This window comes from Bacillus cereus (genome assembly GCF_025917685.1).
Classification (GTDB): domain Bacteria; phylum Bacillota; class Bacilli; order Bacillales; family Bacillaceae_G; genus Bacillus_A; species Bacillus_A cereus_AT.
On the sequence record NZ_CP089518.1, the window covers coordinates 4,723,729 to 4,743,509 of the forward strand.

Here is a 19,781-nt window from a genome sequence, read left to right on the forward strand (position 1 = left end):
ATCTTGGAACGTGAACTCGCACTAGAAATTGTCCGTGTAACAGAAGCAGCAGCATTAGCATCCGCACAGTGGATGGGCCGCGGAAAGAAAAATGAAGCAGATGATGCAGCAACTACAGCTATGCGTGATATGTTCGATTCAGTAAACATGGCAGGTACAGTTGTAATTGGTGAAGGAGAACTTGATGAAGCACCGATGTTATATATTGGTGAAGAACTAGGAACAGGTAACGGTCCAGAAGTAGATATCGCCGTTGATCCATTAGAAGGTACAAACATCGTTGCAAAAGGTCTTGCAAATGCAATGGCAGTTATCGCAATCGCAGATAAAGGAAACCTTCTTCACGCTCCTGATATGTACATGGAAAAAATCGCGGTTGGTCCAAAAGCAGCTGGTAAAATTAGCTTAGATGATCCAATTGAAAAAACAATTGAAATTGTAGCAGAAGCTAACAATAAAAAGATTCGTGATCTAACAGTTATCGTTCAAGAACGTGAACGTCATCAAGATATTATTGACCGTGTTCGTGCAAAAGGTGCACGCGTGAAATTATTTGGTGATGGCGATGTTGGTGCATCAATCGCAACAGCACTACCTGGAACAGGTATCGACTTATTCGTAGGTGTTGGCGGAGCTCCAGAAGGCGTTATTTCTGCAGCAGCATTAAAATGCCTTGAAGGTGAAATGCAAGCTCGCTTAGTTCCAATGAACGAAGAAGAAGAAGCTCGTTGTCGTGAAATGGGATTAGAAGATCCTCGTCAACTGCTTATGTTAGATGACTTAGTATCTGGTGATGATGCAATCTTCTCAGCAACAGGTGTTTCTGCTGGTGAGTTATTAGACGGCGTGAAATTCCTTGGCGGAGATTTAGCTGAAACATATTCTATCGTTATGCGTTACAAAACAAGAACAGTACGTTTCATTAAAACGCATCACCATTTAGATCATAAACCACACTTAAACTTAGATATTTAATAAAGGAGCCATGTGTATGGAAGAACGTTTCTTTCTGTACGACGACACTGTCGCTACAAAAACTCGTTTCGTTAGCTTTATGGGAGAAAATGAGCGTCATGATTTAGCGCTTTTATACTCCGATCGTCATTACGGTAAAACAATTGTCCTTGATATGCAACGCAATAAATTTGCAATCATCGGTCCTGACGATTTAAACGAACCAGGCTACTTAGAGCACGCATTTTCTATGACTGAAGAAATTGCAGAAGAATTACGCTCATTTTTATTTGAACTTATATAATTTATCGTATGCACCAGCTATTTTAGCTGGTGTTTTTTCATTGTAAGAGTTTTGAATTTTCAATCTTCTGTGTTATAATTAAGAATAAATCTATTTGGATAGAAAGGACGTTATCTACGTATGCCAACATTTACTTTGTAATGGACCAGCAATTGGATAGCATTACTCTCAAAAAAGCACCGTGCTTTTTCAAGGGAGTAGTCTGCCCATTCCCATTACAAAGGAACGTAACGCATCTGTAGTATGATGTTTACGGAGGTTCCTCTTTGGGGAACCTCTTTTTATTTTTGTCTACTTCTCATATCTTCATACTACAAGACATCCAAATAGCTGTATTACGTTCCTTTACCAATATATAAGAGGTGAAGGAAAATGCAGAAAGTACAACTTTCTTGGAGTTTATATGAAAACGAACTAGCAACAATCGAAAAATATTGTAAAAATTGCAGGCGTACTACCCTTTTTACCGACACGAACATTCGCAGGCATAACGCAAACGGAAAGAACATATATCGATTTGCAATTTATAAATGTCCGAAAGATCATACGTGGAATCAAAAACTTCATATTTATAAATCATTTACTGATCACGTCGAAACTGTCGATATGACTCAGCAAGAACAAACGGAAACAAGTACTACCATTTCCATTACACAATACAAAGAAAGTGGTATAGCCGAAATAACGATCGTATTAGACATAGTTTTCGGTTCCCACCGGGTTGATAAAGTGTTATCCACATATATTTCAGATTGGAGCCGTGCACTCATTGTGGAGAAAATTAAAAATGGGTACATCCAACTAAATGGACAACAAATGAAACCAAACAAAACGCTTTCTGAAGGTGATCACATTTCAATTTGTTTGTAAGGAGGACTCACATGTTAACGGTGAGAAAAGGTACGATTGATTTATTGAATGACTTAGATGTAATGTATACAGCATGCAAAGAAGCACTCTTACAGAACAAAATTTATCAATGGGATGATTCTTACCCGTCGCGGGACCATATTTCCTATCATTTAAAACAAGGTGAACTGTATTGCCTATTTGAGGATGATTCACTCGTTGGTGCTGTCGTGCTAAACGAGTGGCAATCTCCCGAATATGAACGAATTGATTGGTCAGAAACAGACGGACGCTTTCTTATCGTCCATTCTTTCGTCATCCATCCTTTCGCGCAAGGAAAGGGATATAGCAAAGTACTTTTATCCTTTTGGGAAAGCGAAGCAAGACGGATAGGCTACAAAGGAATACGCCTAGATTGCTTTACAGGTAATCCGGTTTCATTAAGCCTTTATGAAAAAAATAATTATATTTGCCGAGGTGCTGTTTATTTCAAAAGTAAACAGCCTCCTCATAATTGGTATAATTGCTATGAAAAAAACCTCTTACAATCGTAAGAGGTTTTTTTATTTCTTCACTTTTCGTAATACGAAGTGTGCACAACCGAAGTTACAGTACTCGTATAAATACTCTGATAAAGTACTAATTTTCGTATCATATGTCGAACGTTGATTACTATCATCAAAGAATCCACGCAATCTAAGTTGCTCATAACCCCAGTCTCCAACGATATAATCATATTTATTTAAAATTTCTGCATAACGCTCTTTAAATGCTTCTTCACTAAAACCGTCACGAAAGTTTTTAATTACTTCGTACTGAACATTATTAACGCTCACCGTAGTATGAATCTCTTGCTTTTGCTCCATTATGAACTTCCTCTCTAAGCATTCTTCTTTTTATCGTATCACAAAGCATAACAACCAACAATTTCAAATACAAAAAATTGAAAATTAGTGCATGCTATGGAGAAGGAGGTGATACATCGTGAAAAAGCAAATTATACTCTCTCTCCTCACTCTTTCCTTATTTACAGGCTGTCAGTCAACTAATAAAGCCGAAATGGAACGTGAAGAAGGAAGTCGTGTTCTTGTTTCCAATAAAAACGACATGTATCATACGGAAGATACAAATACACGGCTCACAAGGGTTGGCTATTCATCTAAACAAAAACATGAAGTATCTAACAAACAAGTAGGAGCCATTAACCGTGAGAAAGTCGCTGAAATGATTACAAGCATGACAGTTAAACTTCCTGACGTTGCAAATGCTGCCACGCTCGTTACTGACGACGAAGTATTCGTTGTATACCGTGCCAACACAACCGATCCGAAACTAGTAGCGGATCAAGTATATAAAACTGCTTTGTCCATCGTTCCTCGCTATTATAAAGCATATGTGTCAACAAACCAAAAGTTGATTTCTCAAATTCAAGGCCTTCAATCCGGTAGCTTAAACGATACAGAATATGAACAAAGTCTTGATATGCTAAAACGTGAAATGAGCAACAATCCTCATTTGAACAATACCGGGGAGCAAACTTTAAATGATATGATTAAAAAATAAAAAGGTGGAAAAAACCTCCACCTTTTTTTACTATTTCTTCCGATCTGCATAAACCTCCATCGCATCACACATAAACTGCGCTAAACCTTCACCAAACTTATCAATATTTTTCGTAAAACGCTCATCAGCAACATACATTTGACCGAGCCCCTTAAAGGCTTCTAATGAATATTCACCAAAGTTTTGCAAGTAATCGTACCAGACTCCAATTGCTTCTTGCGCCTCTTTAGAATCAGGGGCTCCATTTCGAAGTGTTGCTAGCTTTCTGTAAATATTATTAAACTCCTCCTGTTTCTCTGTAGACATACCCTTCGCTGTTTTATTCGCTTTAACTACAGCCTCATCTCCCCATCGTTCACGTGCTTCTTCTTCGTACGGGTTATGACTAAAATCAAATCCTTCAAATTTCTCTTTGTTCGTCATTTCAATCTCTCCTTTTGTATGCTGAATTGTTTTATTAATCGTCGCTATCACCTTATCCAATCTAGCCCGCTTTTCAAGAAGCATTTTCTTATGAAGCTGTAATGCTTCTTCACGGTCGAATGAAGGACTCATGATAATTTCCTTAATCTTCTTTAAAGGGAAGCCAAGCTCTTTAAAAAATAAAATTTGCTGCAATGTTTCTAAATTTTCATTGGAATACAGACGATATCCAGACTCTGTCGTCTCATCTGGGGTTAACAACCCAATTTCATCGTAATGATGCAGTGTGCGCACACTAACTCCAACTAAATTAGCTACTTCTTTTACCCTCATTGTCATGCGTATCTCCCCCTTAGTACATACGATAAAGTATGACGCAACGTTAGAGTCAACAAAAAATTCATTTGTTTTTCGAAAGATTCATCTCTCCACATTCTCCTACATTTCATGCATAATATATATGTACATACATTAGAAAGCGGTGAAAGTATGGTTTCAAATACTGTAATTGTCAGCATCATATTTCAACTCGTTGTTTCGATTCTGGTCCCAATTATTGTACTCGTTTATTTCCGTAAGAAATATAATATTAATTTGAAAATAGTTGGCGTTGGTGTCCTTATCTTTATCGGGTTTACCCAAATTCTCGAAACACCATTCCAATTATTCATGCGTGGTAATCCCACAACAGCTGAGTTTTTAAAGAACCCATTTATCTTTTCGATTTCCGGCGGACTAACTGCTGGTATTTTTGAAGAACTAGGTCGTTTCGTTGCCTTTTACTACTTACTGAAAAAATATCGAGATTATAAAGACGGTCTTGCGTACGGAATTGGGCACGGCGGTATTGAATCGATTTTAGTCGGCGGATTCGCTGGGCTTCAAACTCTTACCTTTGCAACATCTATTAACAATGGTAGCTTCGCTCAAATGGTTGAACAATACCCACAGTTGAGCCATATCAAGGACTTGTTAATAGAGCAACCTGCCTATTTATACTTACTTGGTAGCCTAGAAAGAATTATGGCATTAGTACTGCAAATTGCCTTCACAATGCTTGTCGTATACGCGGTAAAACAAAAGAAATACATTTTCCTCGTATACGCTATACTATTCCATACACTTGTAGACTTTTTCGCAGCACTTTACCAAACAAAAATGATTAACATCTTTGTTGCAGAAGGAATCACTCTTCTCTTCGCGATTGGTGGTTTCATTCTTATTCGTAAAATGAAAGAGAAATTAGTGAGTGTACCAGAGTAAAAAATAACCCACCAGTTGGTGGGTTATTTTTTATAAGGATTGTCGTAATGATGATAACTTTTTCCTCCTTGCAGCTCCCTCTTTGTTTCTGCATCTATAACGATGTACTTATGAAACTCTTCTACCTCATCTTGAGTAAAAGAAGCAAAAAAGTACACTTGGCGATCAGGGTGAACAAACGAATCTTGAATCACCACGCTACTACGACAGCCGACAGCTGTTTTTTGTCGGAAGGTAAATTCTGCATCTTGTACTTCTTTCCATAAAATTTTCTTTCGAACACTATACGCCGCATTTTTGTATTCCTTATAGACCTTCTTATCTAACTGTTCATAAAATAGATTTTCATTCACAAACGATTTGTTTTGATTGCTCGGGTATTCTAATTCTTGATTTGATTGTGCATATGTTGTGGACAGTTGTACGAGAAAACAAATACTGAATACAATGCATATCATTTTTTTCATAATTGTACCTCAATTTTTTATTATCCACATTACTTTTCCACATACTTAGATCACTATGCCCTTTCCAAGAAAAAGGAATTTTTTCCATACTTGTCGAAGTATATATCGTCAACTTGAAAGATGGGGATGAAATATGAAGAAAATTATTATAATACGACATTGTTCAGCAACTGGACAAGAGCGTAATGCCGAATTAACAAACGTAGGAAGAGACCAAGCAAACAACCTTGCTACATTCCTCATAGAAAATAATCTACAAATAGGTCATATTATTTCAAGCCCTTTTGTCCGCGCTATCGATTCTATTCGGCCCTATGCACGCCAAGCTAATTTACCTATTCAAGAAGATGAACGGTTAGCAGAGCGCATATTAAGCAACGTTCCAATGGATGATTGGATGCAAAAACTAGAATCCACTTTTACAAACATAGATATTGCCTTTTCGGGCGGAGAGTCAACAAAACAAGCAACAGACCGTGCCATCTCACTTATTCAGGAAGTTTTAAAACTAGAGCATGACACAACATTACTCGTTACACACGGCAACTTACTCACATTAATTTTAAAGCACTTTGATCATACTATTGGCTTTGATGAATGGAAAACTTTAACTAATCCTGATATTTATGAAATTAAACTTGATGAACAATCTATCATAAAACGATTATGGAAAGCGCCATCCAAGTAATATCCCTTTCCAATACATTCAGTTGACACTGCGAGAAGATATGGTAGGGCTGCAGTAAAACATAGAGAGGGGTATCATGCAATATGTACGAAGACGTACTTTCTTTACTACATAAAACAAATGCTTCTTATGAAAAATTTGAACACGAACCAGTACTCGATTATGAGACAGATCGCATCGTTCGTGAAAGGCTCGGCTTACAAGGTACTCCAAGTAAAAGCCTATTTTTAAAATCAAAATCCGGGGAGTACTACGTATTCTTTACGTTAGAGGGAACTCGTCTCAACCGAGGAGAGATGAAAGAAATAACAGGAGAGAGCTTATCTCTCTGTTCTCCTGACGAGCTAAGAGAAGAGACTGGCTGTACTCCAGGATGTGTAGCTCCTTTCGGTTATTCACAAGATGTAACGATTATTGTGGACAGTTCAATTTATACTTACAATAAAATTTTAATTACACCTGGTGTACCTGAATTTACAATTGAATTATCCACAGAGGAATTAAAAAGAATTTTATCAACGTGTCAAAATACAGTTTTAGAGTATAAGAAAAAAGAGAGCTAATCATTAGCTCTCTTTTTTCACTATTTCGCTTCTGCTGTTTTTTCTTTTGCAGAACGTACTTGCTCGTCCGCATGATAAGAAGAACGTACAAGTGGACCAGCTTCACAGTGGCTAAATCCTTTGCTAAGTGCAATTTCTTTAAGCTCTGCAAATTCTGCTGGTGGATAATATTTAAGAACTGGTAAATGCTTCTTAGATGGTTGTAGATATTGTCCAAGAGTTAAAATATCCACATTGTTTGCACGTAAGTCATCCATTGCTTCAATTAAATCTTCTCTTGTTTCTCCTAAGCCCACCATAATGCTCGATTTAGTTGGAATATCAGGCTGCATTTCTTTTGCTCGACGTAAAAACTCTAATGAACGGTCATATTTTGCTCTAGCGCGAACTCGGTTAGATAATCGACGTACTGTTTCAATGTTATGGTTCAAAATATCTGGTTTTGCATCCATTAACATTTTTAAGTTTTCTTCTACCCCACCCATATCAGATGGTAATACTTCGATAGACGTGAATGGATTTTTACGACGTACAGCGCGTACTGTTTCAGCGAAAACAGCTGCTCCGCCGTCCTTTAAATCATCACGTGCAACCGCTGTTATAACAACGTGTTTTAAGCCCATTTGTACTACAGAATCTGCTACGCGTTCTGGCTCTTGTAAATCAAGCTCAGTTGGCAAGCCTGTTTTAACCGCACAAAAACGACAAGCACGTGTACAAACCGCACCTAAAATCATAAATGTTGCTGTTTTCCTTACAGCCCAGCATTCATGAATATTCGGACATTTCGCTTCTTCACAAACGGTATGAAGATTTTTAGAACGCATCATTTTCTTTAAGCCTGTATAGTTTTCATTCGTGTTTAACTTAATTTTCAACCATTCGGGCTTGCGCTTATACTCTGTTTGTTTTGTCATGGTTATCAACTCCGCACAATATGAAATAGTTTACCGTGTTCGCTTCTTTCAATGTAACATATCTATTCTAACGTATGAAAGCGATTTGCTCAAATGAAGATTCTAAGATTTTTTCCAATCGTTCCCTATAATGAAATACTCCGTATATCCCACACTAAAAAGAGTGATGTTGTGAAAGGAGTCTATTTCATGCTTCGAAAAATTTCTCTTTTGCTTTCGATTTGCTTTCTTCTCCACCAAAACATCGCTTACGGTGAAGATAATCAGCAAAGCATATATGAAAAGCGCATGGCACTATATAAAGAAACTGAGCAATCTTCAGGCATTCCGTGGTATTACTTAGCTGCAATGGATCAATACGAAAGAAACATACGGAGCGTAAGAAAGGATATTCCGAAAAAACCAGATGCCATCATTTCCCTTTATTTTAAACCTGAAATATGGGCTGGACCTGTTAATAGTAACGATACTCTCCCCCATACGATTTCTCTATTTGGCGGAATGGGTTTAGATGGTGACAAAGATGGATTTGCAAATGCAAATAACGACCGTGATCTTCTGCATACCGCAGCAACTATTTTAAAGAAACAGGGAACGTCAGAAGACCATATTAACATTATGCTTTGGGAATATTATAGACGTGCAAAAACAGTTGAATTAATTACAGAATACGCCCGAATTTATAAACATTATGGACGTATTAATTTAGAAGGAAATGCTTTCCCTCTCCCAATCCACAGTGACAATAGCTACCGTAGTACTTTTGGAGCTGGAAGAAGTTTTGGTGGAAGACGAATTCATGAAGGAACCGATATCTTTGCCAGATATGGCGTACCCGTAAGATCCACTTGCTATGGCGTCATTGAAACAAAAGGATGGAATCGTCTTGGCGGATGGCGCATTGGTATTCGTGACCTTCATAATAATTATCACTATTACGCTCATTTAGGCGGGTTCTCTAAAGAAATACAGCTCGGACAAATTGTCGAGCCAGGAAAAGTAATCGGATTTGTCGGTAGCACTGGTTACGGTCCTCCTGGCACAGCTGGAAAATTCCCGCCCCACCTACATTTCGGCATGTATAAAGACAACGGTTATACAGAATGGGCTTTCGATCCATACATGCATTTAAGTCTTTGGGAGCGAAAAGAACGCGCGAATACAAAACGATAACCGTAGCACATTGCTACGGTTATTTTTTATCCCGCTATTTGTGGGCAGTAAGACCCCTACCTCAAAATCCAGCGAAAGCAAAGAAGTTCGCTAGGGCTCGGGCTGCCCGTAAAAGCCCGATTGGTGAGGGCTAATAATCAGTGGGGGACGAAGCCCCCCACTGATTAAAATTTCACTTTATATTCGCTAACTATCCGTTTTCTTTTTATCTGGTACAACAACACTTCCGCTTCCGTAATAAGTAGGCACCTCACCTTGAACAATGCGCGTCGCAATCGGAATGTTTTGCTTCACCGTAATTTCCTTCGTGCGTAACGGAATCATAACTTGTAACGTCACTTCCACCTCCATAATAATTTTGATCGCTGTGTTATTAATTCCTTGCGGCTCAACTAACTGTTTAATATCCGTATTCACATGGCCAATTGGCGTAAAATTAATCGGAATATTTGGTCCTATATTACCAAGAAGCGCATTATCGGTTATGCGTCCAAAAGGAACTGACATAGATACCCCATTCTCTTCAAAAACACCAAGTGCTTTCGTATCCCCTTTTTCTACTTGTTGTAAATATTTCTCTATGTATTCAGTCGTCGATGTTAATATTTCATTTACTTGTTTTGTATTTAAATCAATTGTAGATACTTTCCCGTTCCTATCCGTTTGTACTTTCATTAATGAATCTACATCAAACCCTTCATTAATTCGGTCTTTTACCGCTTTCGTCATAACTGCTGTCGCCATTTTATGCGTCTCTGTTTCCCCATACTTAATTAACGTTGGTTGAATACTTTTATTTACAATCCATAATCCTTGAACTACCATTACGATAAAAATGATAAACGAAATAAGCAGTATATACCGAAAGGAAATCGGTCCCCTTCGAAACCGCGAATTTTTCGAACGAAATATGCTCATAAGAAAACCCTCCTTCTTATATTATTTCTATGCAAGAAAGAGGGACGATATATGCTTATCTCATTTTTAATAGTGCATCTTTTCCGATTGTGCCGGCCGTAATGCCTAAAGCTTCGGCTTCAATCGTTACTGATTCCAGCGGTGCTTCAAGAAGTTGTTCAATCGTTCTTACACCAACCGCACGGCCAGCAATAATTCCTCGATCTCCTAACTTCTCATTTAAAAGACCTACATCTAATGCACCGCACATAATATATCCTTTATCGCTCATTACAGCTAGCAAATTTGTCTTTGGAAGTTTGACGCTAACGGCAATAAACGTATAGTTATCGATTATAATAGGCTCTACATTAACCATAGTTCACACTCCTCTCTTTCTTATCTGTATGACAAGAGAAAAATGAGTGTTACACGTTAACTAGCCTATAGTTTGACGGAAAATGTATGAGTTATCAACATGTCTGTTAACACATCTCTAAGTAGTTCTGGCATATAATATTGCTTATGAGAAAGTGTGGATAGCTCTGGGTATAAGTATCCAAACGTAAACATATCAATCGTTCCTACCGTATATATACGATCTAACTCCAGTGATTTCCCGTTAATCAATACATCTTCCAGTAAAATTTTATTCCCAGGAATCGTATCTGGAATCACTTCTAAACCATCGTAAATCATTTTCCCCATTACTTTTCCGCGAAATCCGAATCCTTTCACCTCAAGATTCTCCATATTCGGACGGCGTGCTTTCAAAATAACTTCTCTTAACGTCTTCCCTGGCACTTTTAATAAACATGGATTAATTGGATGTGGACAAATTCGATGAATATCTCCGCGCGTCACAACGCCTTCATTTAATCCCTCAAGTAGTACACCAGCGTTCACCATTCCAATATCTGCATTACACCACTCTTTAAGCGCACTTGCCAACATATGAGAAAACGTCGTCTCCTTAAACCAATCAACCGGCAATGATTCTTTTAAATGAACGACAGGCTCAGCCATTATCTGTTTACTTTCTTCCTGCAGCATTTCAATTGTGGATAACGGCTCGCTATAAGCACCTAACCGTTCTGTCTTAATCGCTCTACCGTCTTTTTTCAACAGTCTCTTCGTCTCTTTATCCACAGTAAGCTGAACGTGACCAACGTAATGTCCCCACTTTTCACAACAGCAAAGCAAGGTATCATTTACAAGAACGCCACGCTCAAATAAATGATGCGTATGTGCACCTAAAATAACATCTATATCATAATGCTCCGCCATATACTCATCCATACTTTTTCCAAGATGAGAAAGCACAACCGTAATATGAGCTGTATCCTTAACTTCTTCTAAAATAGACTCTAAATGGATGATTGGATCTTCAATATGCCAATCTAACATATGATAAAACTCTGGATAAGCTACCGTTAACCCAATAAAGGCAACCGTAATCCCATCTGTCGTTGTATGTAATTTATAAGGCTGCGCCCACGCCGGACGTACACCTTCTTTTTCAAATAAATTCGCTACAAGCACCTCAAACCCAGCATCATCATATAGACGATTCAAATGCTCTTTCGCTAACGTAATTCCTTCATTATTTCCGATCGTTACATAATCATATAACGCCTCATTTAATAACCTCGTATTCCCAAGTCCATTTGTCGCTTCCGAAATACTATGAAAACGATCCACATGATCGCCAATATCTACAGTTAAAACAGCCTCTCCCGCTGCCTGTCTTCGCTTTTTCTCTCCTTGTACAAACCGAGAAATTTGTGGCCAATTTTCAAAATGACTATGTATATCGTTTGTATGATAAAGGTGGATGATTGTTTCTTTATTTATATTCAGAGAAAAAACCTCCTCTCAGTTCCTTACTGCCATTTACGCTATACGTACGCAATAATCCTGTAAATACTTTTCGTCTTTTCTTGCTATTTTACATTGTACTCGCATTGTGAGAAAAAGCAAAAGATTGTCCTTTTCATATGAGAAACTTTATTTTTTCTAGCTTGTGGATTCTTTGCTGGGTTTGTCAGTATCTTAGCCTCAATTACTTTTTGTTGGTCGCCTTATATATAAGTGCTTCTCTCCCATTTGAATGTTGAGGGGTATATTCCCCTCTCCGCGATGTCGTAATTTGTTGATAAGTCGATATTCCTTGTCGACACGTCGATATATTGGAATAATCGCTGATATATTCCAAGTTGTGGTCGATATATTTGAAAAATCGCCGATATATTTAACTGAACACCCACCTAGGTATCCTTTACCAAGCCAAAACAAATCCGCAAAACAAAAAAGCGCCCTGCATAGCAGGGCGCTTCCACTTTATCTATTATCCAGTTCCAGCGGCTAGAATGTTCGGTGGCTTCACTTCTTCCTATGAGGCAAAAAGCGCCTCTACGTCAGAAGCTCCATCCCCCTCACATTCTGGACGAGCCGCTTCCACTTTAAATATTGTCCAGCTTCGCCTCCTAGACCCTCATGTCTAAGAACCTTCCGCACCAGAAGATAAAAAAGCATCTTCTGTGCGAAAGAACCTTAGCCAACGGGTCTGAACAGTCGGCTCCGCATTTCTATTTAACCAATAGAACCTTCCATCTCAAACTTGATTAGGCGGTTCATTTCAACTGCGTATTCCATTGGAAGTTCGCGAGTGAATGGCTCGATGAAGCCCATTACGATCATTTCTGTAGCTTCTTGCTCAGAAATACCACGGCTCATTAGGTAGAATAATTGTTCTTCTGATACTTTCGATACTTTCGCTTCGTGCTCAAGTGAAACGTAATCGTTTTTGATTTCGTTGTAAGGAATTGTATCAGATGTAGATTGGTTATCCATGATTAACGTGTCACACTCGATGTTAGAGCGAGAGTTTTTCGCTTTTGGTCCGAATTGTACGATACCACGGTAAGTTACTTTACCACCATGCTTCGCAATCGATTTAGAAACGATTGTTGAAGACGTGTTTGGTGCTAAGTGAATCATTTTCGCACCAGCATCTTGGTGTTGGCCTTTACCAGCAATCGCGATAGATAATGTTAAACCACGAGCGCCTTCGCCTTTTAAGATAACTGCTGGGTATTTCATCGTTAATTTAGATCCGATGTTACCGTCAATCCATTCCATCGTTGCGTTTTCTTCACAAACCGCACGTTTTGTAACTAGGTTATATACGTTGTTCGCCCAGTTTTGGATTGTTGTATAACGGCAATATGCATCTTTCTTAATGATGATTTCTACTACCGCACTATGAAGTGAGTTAGTCGTGTAAACAGGTGCTGTACAACCTTCTACGTAGTGTACGTGTGCGCCTTCGTCTACGATGATAAGCGTACGCTCGAATTGTCCCATATTTTCAGAGTTAATACGGAAATACGCTTGAAGTGGTGTATCAACTTTAATACCTTTTGGAACGTAGATGAATGATCCACCAGACCAAACTGCAGAGTTTAATGCAGAGAATTTGTTGTCTGTTGGTGGGATTACTTTTCCGAAATGCTCACGGAAAATATCTTCGTTCTCTTTTAATGCGCTATCTGTATCTTTGAAGACGATTCCTAGAGCCTCTAGGTCTTCTTTCATGTTGTGGTATACAACTTCAGATTCGTACTGTGCAGATACACCAGCTAAATATTTTTGCTCAGCTTCAGGAATACCTAATTTATCAAATGTAGCCTTAATTTCCTCAGGTACTTCATCCCAAGACTTCTCAGATTTCTCAGATGGTTTTACGTAGTACGTAATTTCATCGAAATCTAAGTCGTTTAAGTCGCCGCCCCATTGTGGCATTGGCATTTCATAGAACTTATCCAGTGATTTTAAACGGAAGTCTAACATCCACTGTGGTTCTTCTTTCATACGTGAAATCTCTTCTACGATTTCTTTTGTTAAACCGCGTCCAGCACGGAAAATCGAAACGTCTTTGTCTTTGAAACCATATTTATAATCGCCGATATCTGGCAGTTGCTTCGCCATGTTGGTGTGTCCCTCCTTATATAACCTCGTTTTTAGGAACCTTTAACATTACTTATCTTCGTTTAAGCCCTTTTCTAACGCTTTCCACGCTAATGTTGCACATTTAATACGTGCCGGGAACTTGCATACGCCTTGTAATGCTTCAATATCTCCTAAATCAATGCTGTCATCATACTCTTTTCCTAGCATCATGTCAGAGAAAATTTTAGAAAGCTTAAGAGCCTCTTCAATTTTCTTTCCTTTTACTGCTTGTGTCATCATTGAAGCTGAAGACATTGAAATTGAACATCCTTCGCCTTCAAACTTCGCTTCTTGTACAATACCCTCTTCTACTTTCATCGTAAGTTGAATACGATCGCCGCAAGTTGGATTGTTCAAGTTAACGGTAACACTATCTTCTAGCACGCCATGGTTACGAGGATTTTTATAATGATCCATAATAACTTGACGATATAACGTATCTAAATTATTAAATGACATTTGTGAAATACTCCTTTGTCTTGATTAGCGATTCAACAAATGTATCAATTTCTTCTTTTGTATTATATAAATAGAAGCTTGCACGTGCTGTAGAAGAAGCTTTTAGCCACTTCATAAGCGGCTGTGCACAGTGATGTCCTGCGCGAACCGCAATGCCTTCTACATCTAATACAGTTGCTACATCGTGAGGATGTACGTCTTCAATATTAAATGTAACTAGACCAGCGCGATGCTTTGGACCATAAATTGTAACGCCATCTACTTCTGATAGTCTTTCTAAAGCGTATTGCGCTAATTCATGTTCATGCTTTTCAATATTATGAAGACCGATTTCTTCTAGGAAATCAATTGCCACACCAAGTCCGATTGCATTACCGATAATCGGTGTACCTGCTTCGAACTTCCACGGAAGCTCTTTCCACGTAGACTCTTGTAAGTCTACGAAATCAATCATTTCACCACCAAATTCAATTGGTTCCATATTGTTTAGCAATTCTTTCTTACCATATAATACGCCGACACCTGTTGGTCCGCACATCTTATGAGCAGATAATGCGTAGAAATCACAGTTTAAATCTTGTACATCCACTTTCATATGAGGTGCACTTTGGGCTCCATCAACGATCATGATTGCACCGTTTTCATGTGCGATTGCTCCGATTTCTTTTACAGGGTTAATCGTTCCAAGTACGTTTGACACGTGCATAATAGAAACGATTTTTGTATTCGGTGTAACTGTTTGACGAACATCTTCTAAAGAAATTGTACCGTCTGGTTGAAGCGGAAGGTATTTTAAAGTTGCGCCAGTTTTCTTCGCAACTTGTTGCCACGGAATGATGTTACTATGGTGCTCCATGTAAGAGATGACGATTTCATCGCCTTCTTTTACATTATCAAGACCATAGCTAGCTGCTACTGTATTTAATGCAGTTGTCGTTCCGCGCGTGAAAATAATCTCTTCCATTGATTTCGCGTTAATAAACTTGCGAACTTTCTCACGTGCACCTTCATACGCGTCGGTAGCTTTCGTACCGAGCGTATGAACACCGCGATGCACGTTAGAATTATATTCTTTATAGTAACGTTCTAACGTTTCAATGACTTGAATTGGTTTTTGAGAAGTTGCTGCACTATCGAAATAAACAAGTTGTTTGCCGTTCACTTTTTGATCAAGAATTGGAAACTGTTTGCGTATTTCATGAATATTCATTAGCGAACTTTCCTTTCAATTACCTCAACAAGCTGTGCTTTTACTCCTTCAATTGGAAGCTCATTTACTACAGGTGCTAAGAATCCATGGATGACTAAACGTTCTGCTTCGCGTTTTGGAATACCACGGCTCATCAAGTAGTATAATTGGTACGGATCTACGCGGCCTACTGAAGCTGCGTGACCTGCCATTACATCATCTTCGTCAATTAAAAGAATTGGGTTTGCATCCCCACGAGCTTTCTCGTCTAACATAAGAACGCGAGAAGATTGTTGTGCATTTGATTTAGATGCACCGTGTTCAATCTTACCAATTCCGTTAAAGATAGATGTTGCACTATCTTTTTGTACACCGTGTTTCAAGATCCAACCTTCAGAGTGTTTACCGAAGTGAACAACTTTAGTTGTAAAGTTTTGTGTTTGGTTACCACGGCCAATTGTTACTGTTTTCGTATCAGCATATGAACCGTCGCCCATTAAGTTCGTAACGTTCTCTGAAATTGTGTTTCCGTCATTCATAAGGCCTAAAGCCCAATCAATACGGCCGTCGCGTCCAACAACACCGCGGCGGTTAACGTAAGTTGTTACGTCTTTTGCTAATAGATCAACCGCACCGAATTTCACTTGTGCGCCTTGTTCCACGATTACTTCTGCTACGATATTTGCAATACCTTTAGCATTTTCATTTGCAACGTAGTTTTCTACATAAGTTGCAGTACTGTTCGCATCAGCTACGAATAATACGTGGTTATATACGTTAGCTTCTTCGCCGTCTACTAAGAATACAGCTTGAAGTGGAGTTTCAAGAACAACGTTTTTCGGAACATATACGAATGCACCGCCGTTGATTAATGCAGCATGAAGTGCAGTTAGACGATGCTCGTCTACTTTCACGCCATCTTTCATTAAATACTTTTGTAATAGTTCAGCATGCTCTGTTGCAGCTGTTACGATGTCTGTAAAAATAACACCTTTTTCTTTTGCTTCGTCTGCTAAAGAAACGAAAGCAGTTGTACCAGTACGTTGTACTAATACGCTGTTATTTTCATCGATTAAGTTTTTCACTGCTTCTGGAAGCTCTGTTAAAGAACTTACAGGCTCTTGCTTAGCAGCGTCGCCTTTCCCGATAAAGTCCCATTTTTCAATTTTCGTTTTATCAGGCGTTGGCATTGGAAGTTCAGTTGCTTGTGCAAGAGCTTGTAAGCGGAACTCAGTCAACCAAGCAGCTTCGTTTACTTCGCTTGCGCGCTGACGGATTGTTTCTTGATCGAAAGGTAATGTACCGATTGTCATGTTTATGCTCCTCTCTTACGCTTCTTGCTCTGCTGTTTCGTCTTCAATACCTAATTCTTTTTTAATCCAGTCGTAACCTTCAGCTTCTAGACGTTGTGCAAGCTCAGGGCCACCAGATTTAACGATACGACCGTTCATCATAACGTGAACGAAATCTGGAGTGATGTAGTTTAATAAACGTTGGTAATGCGTAATCATTAGGCAACCGAACTCTTCGCCGCGCATTTGGTTAATACCTTTAGATACAACTTTTAATGCATCGATATCAAGACCTGAGTCGATTTCATCTAAGATTGCGATTTTTGGCTCAATCATCATTAATTGAAGAATTTCGTTACGTTTTTTCTCTCCACCAGAGAAACCTTCGTTTAAGTAACGTTGTGCCATTTCTGGATCCATTTCTAGGAATTCCATGTTTTTATCTAAAGTACGGATAAATTTCATAAGAGAAATTTCATCGCCTTCTTCACGACGTGCATTAATTGCAGAACGTAAGAAGTCAGCGTTTGTTACTCCGCTAATTTCACTTGGATATTGCATTGCTAAGAATAGACCTGCTTGTGCGCGCTCGTCTACTTCCATTTCTAATACATCTTCACCGTCGATGATGATGCTACCTTCTGTTACTTCATACTTTGGGTGACCCATAATCGCAGAAGATAAAGTTGATTTACCTGTTCCGTTAGGTCCCATAATTGCGTGGATTTCTCCACCCTTTACTTCAAGGTTTACACCTTTTAAAATTTCTTTGCCATCAATTGATACGTGTAAGTCTTTCACCGTTAATGTAGAACCAGCCATCTCAATACCTCCATTAATCCTATATATACATTTTAAAAATTACTAAAACGTTCATATTCTCATTTTATTCTCATTCTAATCTTATATCAAATAAAATGATATCGCAAACGATGAAAAAATGTAACAATTTTTTCACAAATGTATATAAGTATTTCCCTTGCATCCTTATATGATACACCTTTCTTCTTATTTATATAAAGAAAAAAGAACTGGGAAATTCCCAATCCTTTCCTTGTACTTATTCACTTACCGGAAGTACAGCACCTTTATATTCTTTATTAATAAAGTCTTGAATTTCTTTTGAATGCAGTACTTCTACTAACTCTTTAATTTCTTTTTTCTTCTCGTCCCCTTTGCGAACTGCAATAATATTTGCATAAGGAGAGTCTGATCCTTCAATTGCAATTGCATCCTTTGTTGGATTTAATTTCGCATCAATTGCATAGTTTGAATTAATAAATAAAGCATCACCTTCATTATTTTCATATAGCTTCGGTGAAAGTCCAGGTTCTACATCTGTTTTGAACTTTAAATTTTTCGGATTTTCTACAACATCTTTTACTGTTGCTTTAACAACATCTACACCGTCTTTTAGTTTAATAACTCCGCCTTTTTGCAATAGTGCTAACATACGTCCGCGCTCTGCAACGTTATTACTCATAATAACTGTTCCGCCATCTGGCAAGTCTTTTAAGCTTTTATATTTCTTAGAATAAATGCCCATTGGCTCTAAATGGATTTTTCCTGCATTTACAATTTTATATCCTTTTTCTTGAATTTCTTTATCTAAATACGGAATGTGCTGGAAATAGTTCGCATCAATTTCTTTATCCACTAACGCTTTATTCGGTAACACATAGTCCTGGAACTTTTTAATCTCTAATTTAATGCCTTTTTTCTCTAATATCGGTTGTGCTTTCTCTAAAATAACAGCGTGCGGCACGTTAGAAGCTCCCACAACAAGCTTATTCTCCTCTTTCCCTCCGCAAGCAGCTAATGTAAATACAGACAGCGCTGTAACAACTGACAGTAGAATCTTTTTCATATGATGTCCCCTTCTCCCCTATAGTTATGTAGTTATAAAAAGAGCCGGCATACACCAGCCCTTTCACAGCAATTATTCTTTTACAGGAACAACTGCTCCTTTATATTCTTTATTAATAAAGTCTTCGATTTCTTTAGAATGCAATACTTCTACAAGCTCTTTAATCGCTTTTTTATCTTTATCACCTTTACGAACCACTAACACGTTTGCATATGGAGAATCATCGCCTTCAATTGCAATTGCATCTTTTTCTGGGTTTAATTTCGCATCAATTGCATAGTTCGAGTTAATTAAAACAGCGTCGCCTTCTTTATTGTTATACACTTGTGGTAACAAACCAGGCTCAATATCTGTTTTGAACTTTAAGTTTTTCGGATTATCTGCAATATCTTTTGGAGTTGCATTAACTGGTTCTACTCCGTCTTTAATTTTTAAAATGCCTTCTTTTTGTAAAATTGCTAAACCACGACCATGATCAGTAACAGAATTACTCATAATAATTGTCGCCCCGTCTGGAAGTTCTTTTAAGCTCTTATATTTTTGAGAATATACACCAATCGGTTCTAAATGAATTTTTCCTGCTACTTCAAAATCATATTTTTTATCTTTAATTTCTTTTTCTAAATACGGAATGTGCTGGAAGTAGTTCGCATCTAATTCTTTATCTGCTAACGATTTATTCGGTAACACGTAGTCTTGGAATTTTTTAATTTCTAACTCAATTCCTTTTTTCTCAAGTAACGGTTTTGCCTTTTCTAAAATTTCAGCGTGCGGTACGTTAGAAGCACCAACAACAAGTTTCTTTTCATCTTTATCTTTCCCCCCGCAAGCAGCTAACCCAAAAATTGAAGTTGAAATAAGTGCTGTAAGTAATAATTTTTTCATTTGAAATATCCCCCTGT

The 19,781-nt window shown here is 38.1% G+C and carries 23 protein-coding genes; 9 read left to right on the forward strand and 14 right to left on the reverse strand.

All coding sequences use genetic code 11. The features are described from left to right. Positions 1–3: 3 nt before the first annotated feature. From glpX to LUS72_RS24725, 4 genes are all read left to right on the forward strand, one after another. Positions 4–975 carry a class II fructose-bisphosphatase gene (glpX, locus tag LUS72_RS24710; RefSeq protein WP_000439096.1) on the forward strand — a complete coding sequence of 324 codons (972 nt, stop codon included), beginning with the start codon at positions 4–6 and terminating at the stop codon, positions 973–975. Between the two features lie 16 nt (positions 976–991). Then, on the forward strand, positions 992–1,258 hold the full coding sequence (locus tag LUS72_RS24715; RefSeq protein WP_000392609.1) for a DUF3055 domain-containing protein: 267 nt from the start codon (positions 992–994) through the stop codon (positions 1,256–1,258). Positions 1,259–1,630: 372 nt separating this feature from the next. Next, positions 1,631–2,128: a cytoplasmic protein gene (locus LUS72_RS24720; protein WP_097832198.1), complete on the forward strand. Its 498-nt coding sequence runs from the start codon at positions 1,631–1,633 to the stop codon at positions 2,126–2,128. Between the two features lie 11 nt (positions 2,129–2,139). Further along, positions 2,140–2,661: a GNAT family N-acetyltransferase gene (locus LUS72_RS24725; RefSeq protein WP_097832197.1), complete on the forward strand. Its 522-nt coding sequence runs from the start codon at positions 2,140–2,142 to the stop codon at positions 2,659–2,661. Between the two features lie 9 nt (positions 2,662–2,670). Here the strand turns inward: LUS72_RS24725 and LUS72_RS24730 are convergent, their stop codons facing one another. After that, positions 2,671–2,973, reverse strand: a complete 303-nt coding sequence (locus tag LUS72_RS24730; RefSeq protein ID WP_000435944.1) for a YutD family protein — start codon at positions 2,971–2,973, stop codon at positions 2,671–2,673. 118 nt (positions 2,974–3,091) lie between these two features. On the opposite strand from LUS72_RS24730, the gene LUS72_RS24735 reads away from it, so the two are divergent. Then, entirely contained in the window at positions 3,092–3,670 is a 579-nt protein-coding gene (locus tag LUS72_RS24735) for a YhcN/YlaJ family sporulation lipoprotein (protein ID WP_264448386.1), read from the forward strand. Positions 3,671–3,700: 30 nt separating this feature from the next. On the opposite strand, the gene LUS72_RS24740 is transcribed toward LUS72_RS24735, so the two are convergent. Then, the gene (locus LUS72_RS24740) at positions 3,701–4,432 is read right to left on the reverse strand and encodes a MerR family transcriptional regulator (RefSeq protein ID WP_097832195.1); all 732 of its coding nucleotides are present in this window, start codon (positions 4,430–4,432) and stop codon (positions 3,701–3,703) included. 108 nt (positions 4,433–4,540) lie between these two features. Between LUS72_RS24740 and LUS72_RS24745 the strand changes: the two genes are divergently transcribed. Then, complete coding sequence (locus LUS72_RS24745) at positions 4,541–5,356, forward strand: YhfC family intramembrane metalloprotease (protein ID WP_264448387.1); 816 nt, start codon at positions 4,541–4,543, stop codon at positions 5,354–5,356. A gap of 23 nt (positions 5,357–5,379) precedes the next feature. Here the strand turns inward: LUS72_RS24745 and LUS72_RS24750 are convergent, their stop codons facing one another. Continuing rightward, a complete protein-coding gene (locus tag LUS72_RS24750) occupies positions 5,380–5,823 on the reverse strand; it encodes a hypothetical protein (protein ID WP_097832193.1) in 444 nt (147 codons plus the stop codon). Between the two features lie 133 nt (positions 5,824–5,956). On the opposite strand from LUS72_RS24750, the gene LUS72_RS24755 reads away from it, so the two are divergent. Beyond that, complete coding sequence (locus LUS72_RS24755) at positions 5,957–6,511, forward strand: histidine phosphatase family protein (protein WP_097832192.1); 555 nt, start codon at positions 5,957–5,959, stop codon at positions 6,509–6,511. Positions 6,512–6,594: 83 nt separating this feature from the next. Beyond that, complete coding sequence (locus tag LUS72_RS24760) at positions 6,595–7,074, forward strand: YbaK/EbsC family protein (RefSeq protein WP_097832191.1); 480 nt, start codon at positions 6,595–6,597, stop codon at positions 7,072–7,074. A 20-nt stretch (positions 7,075–7,094) separates the two neighbouring features. On the opposite strand, the gene lipA is transcribed toward LUS72_RS24760, so the two are convergent. Next, on the reverse strand, positions 7,095–7,991 hold the full coding sequence (gene lipA, locus LUS72_RS24765) for a lipoyl synthase (RefSeq protein ID WP_000166375.1): 897 nt from the start codon (positions 7,989–7,991) through the stop codon (positions 7,095–7,097). Between the two features lie 189 nt (positions 7,992–8,180). Between lipA and LUS72_RS24770 the strand changes: the two genes are divergently transcribed. After that, positions 8,181–9,164 (forward strand): M23 family metallopeptidase, encoded by a 984-nt coding sequence (locus LUS72_RS24770; RefSeq protein WP_097832190.1) that lies wholly within the window; start codon positions 8,181–8,183, stop codon positions 9,162–9,164. A 186-nt stretch (positions 9,165–9,350) separates the two neighbouring features. Here LUS72_RS24770 and yunB read toward each other — a convergent pair whose 3' ends face one another. The 10 genes from yunB to metQ (LUS72_RS24820) form a co-directional block, all read right to left on the reverse strand. Then, positions 9,351–10,082, reverse strand: coding sequence for a sporulation protein YunB (yunB, locus tag LUS72_RS24775; RefSeq protein WP_097832189.1), 732 nt, complete (start codon positions 10,080–10,082; stop codon positions 9,351–9,353). 55 nt (positions 10,083–10,137) lie between these two features. Further along, positions 10,138–10,440: a YunC family protein gene (locus LUS72_RS24780; protein WP_090813878.1), complete on the reverse strand. Its 303-nt coding sequence runs from the start codon at positions 10,438–10,440 to the stop codon at positions 10,138–10,140. 65 nt (positions 10,441–10,505) lie between these two features. Continuing rightward, a complete protein-coding gene (locus LUS72_RS24785; protein ID WP_306475230.1) occupies positions 10,506–11,921 on the reverse strand; it encodes a bifunctional metallophosphatase/5'-nucleotidase in 1,416 nt (471 codons plus the stop codon). 732 nt (positions 11,922–12,653) lie between these two features. Further along, positions 12,654–14,051, reverse strand: a complete 1,398-nt coding sequence (gene sufB / locus LUS72_RS24790; protein WP_001118829.1) for a Fe-S cluster assembly protein SufB — start codon at positions 14,049–14,051, stop codon at positions 12,654–12,656. Positions 14,052–14,099: 48 nt separating this feature from the next. Beyond that, the gene (sufU, locus tag LUS72_RS24795) at positions 14,100–14,531 is read right to left on the reverse strand and encodes a Fe-S cluster assembly sulfur transfer protein SufU (protein WP_002089369.1); all 432 of its coding nucleotides are present in this window, start codon (positions 14,529–14,531) and stop codon (positions 14,100–14,102) included. Next, positions 14,521–15,741: a cysteine desulfurase SufS gene (sufS, locus tag LUS72_RS24800; protein WP_264448388.1), complete on the reverse strand. Its 1,221-nt coding sequence runs from the start codon at positions 15,739–15,741 to the stop codon at positions 14,521–14,523. The genes sufU and sufS overlap by 11 nt, the downstream gene beginning before the upstream one ends. Then, the gene (sufD, locus tag LUS72_RS24805; RefSeq protein ID WP_000152177.1) at positions 15,741–17,033 is read right to left on the reverse strand and encodes a Fe-S cluster assembly protein SufD; all 1,293 of its coding nucleotides are present in this window, start codon (positions 17,031–17,033) and stop codon (positions 15,741–15,743) included. The genes sufS and sufD overlap by 1 nt, the downstream gene beginning before the upstream one ends. A 15-nt stretch (positions 17,034–17,048) precedes the next feature. Beyond that, positions 17,049–17,834 (reverse strand): Fe-S cluster assembly ATPase SufC, encoded by a 786-nt coding sequence (sufC, locus tag LUS72_RS24810; protein ID WP_000929162.1) that lies wholly within the window; start codon positions 17,832–17,834, stop codon positions 17,049–17,051. A 238-nt stretch (positions 17,835–18,072) separates the two neighbouring features. Beyond that, a complete protein-coding gene (gene metQ / locus LUS72_RS24815; protein ID WP_097832187.1) occupies positions 18,073–18,879 on the reverse strand; it encodes a methionine ABC transporter substrate-binding lipoprotein MetQ in 807 nt (268 codons plus the stop codon). Positions 18,880–18,951: 72 nt separating this feature from the next. After that, the gene (metQ, locus tag LUS72_RS24820; RefSeq protein ID WP_097832186.1) at positions 18,952–19,764 is read right to left on the reverse strand and encodes a methionine ABC transporter substrate-binding lipoprotein MetQ; all 813 of its coding nucleotides are present in this window, start codon (positions 19,762–19,764) and stop codon (positions 18,952–18,954) included. Between the last annotated feature and the right edge of the window lie 17 nt (positions 19,765–19,781).

What these genes read in the sequence shown, in the direction of transcription:
- LUS72_RS24715 (WP_000392609.1), top strand. Translation starts at nt 992, where the DNA reads ATGGAAGAACGTTTCTTTCTGTACGACGACACTGTCGCTACAAAAACT.
- LUS72_RS24720 (WP_097832198.1), top strand. Translation starts at nt 1,631, where the DNA reads ATGCAGAAAGTACAACTTTCTTGGAGTTTATATGAAAACGAACTAGCA.
- LUS72_RS24725 (WP_097832197.1), top strand. Translation starts at nt 2,140, where the DNA reads ATGTTAACGGTGAGAAAAGGTACGATTGATTTATTGAATGACTTAGAT.
- LUS72_RS24730 (WP_000435944.1), bottom strand. Translation starts at nt 2,973, where the DNA reads ATGGAGCAAAAGCAAGAGATTCATACTACGGTGAGCGTTAATAATGTT.
- LUS72_RS24740 (WP_097832195.1), bottom strand. Translation starts at nt 4,432, where the DNA reads ATGACAATGAGGGTAAAAGAAGTAGCTAATTTAGTTGGAGTTAGTGTG.
- LUS72_RS24745 (WP_264448387.1), top strand. Translation starts at nt 4,541, where the DNA reads ATGCATAATATATATGTACATACATTAGAAAGCGGTGAAAGTATGGTT.
- LUS72_RS24750 (WP_097832193.1), bottom strand. Translation starts at nt 5,823, where the DNA reads ATGAAAAAAATGATATGCATTGTATTCAGTATTTGTTTTCTCGTACAA.
- LUS72_RS24755 (WP_097832192.1), top strand. Translation starts at nt 5,957, where the DNA reads ATGAAGAAAATTATTATAATACGACATTGTTCAGCAACTGGACAAGAG.
- LUS72_RS24760 (WP_097832191.1), top strand. Translation starts at nt 6,595, where the DNA reads ATGTACGAAGACGTACTTTCTTTACTACATAAAACAAATGCTTCTTAT.
- lipA (WP_000166375.1), bottom strand. Translation starts at nt 7,991, where the DNA reads ATGACAAAACAAACAGAGTATAAGCGCAAGCCCGAATGGTTGAAAATT.
- LUS72_RS24770 (WP_097832190.1), top strand. Translation starts at nt 8,181, where the DNA reads ATGCTTCGAAAAATTTCTCTTTTGCTTTCGATTTGCTTTCTTCTCCAC.
- yunB (WP_097832189.1), bottom strand. Translation starts at nt 10,082, where the DNA reads ATGAGCATATTTCGTTCGAAAAATTCGCGGTTTCGAAGGGGACCGATT.
- LUS72_RS24780 (WP_090813878.1), bottom strand. Translation starts at nt 10,440, where the DNA reads ATGGTTAATGTAGAGCCTATTATAATCGATAACTATACGTTTATTGCC.
- sufB (WP_001118829.1), bottom strand. Translation starts at nt 14,051, where the DNA reads ATGGCGAAGCAACTGCCAGATATCGGCGATTATAAATATGGTTTCAAA.
- sufU (WP_002089369.1), bottom strand. Translation starts at nt 14,531, where the DNA reads ATGTCATTTAATAATTTAGATACGTTATATCGTCAAGTTATTATGGAT.
- sufS (WP_264448388.1), bottom strand. Translation starts at nt 15,741, where the DNA reads ATGAATATTCATGAAATACGCAAACAGTTTCCAATTCTTGATCAAAAA.
- sufD (WP_000152177.1), bottom strand. Translation starts at nt 17,033, where the DNA reads ATGACAATCGGTACATTACCTTTCGATCAAGAAACAATCCGTCAGCGC.
- sufC (WP_000929162.1), bottom strand. Translation starts at nt 17,834, where the DNA reads ATGGCTGGTTCTACATTAACGGTGAAAGACTTACACGTATCAATTGAT.
- metQ (WP_097832187.1), bottom strand. Translation starts at nt 18,879, where the DNA reads ATGAAAAAGATTCTACTGTCAGTTGTTACAGCGCTGTCTGTATTTACA.
- metQ (WP_097832186.1), bottom strand. Translation starts at nt 19,764, where the DNA reads ATGAAAAAATTATTACTTACAGCACTTATTTCAACTTCAATTTTTGGG.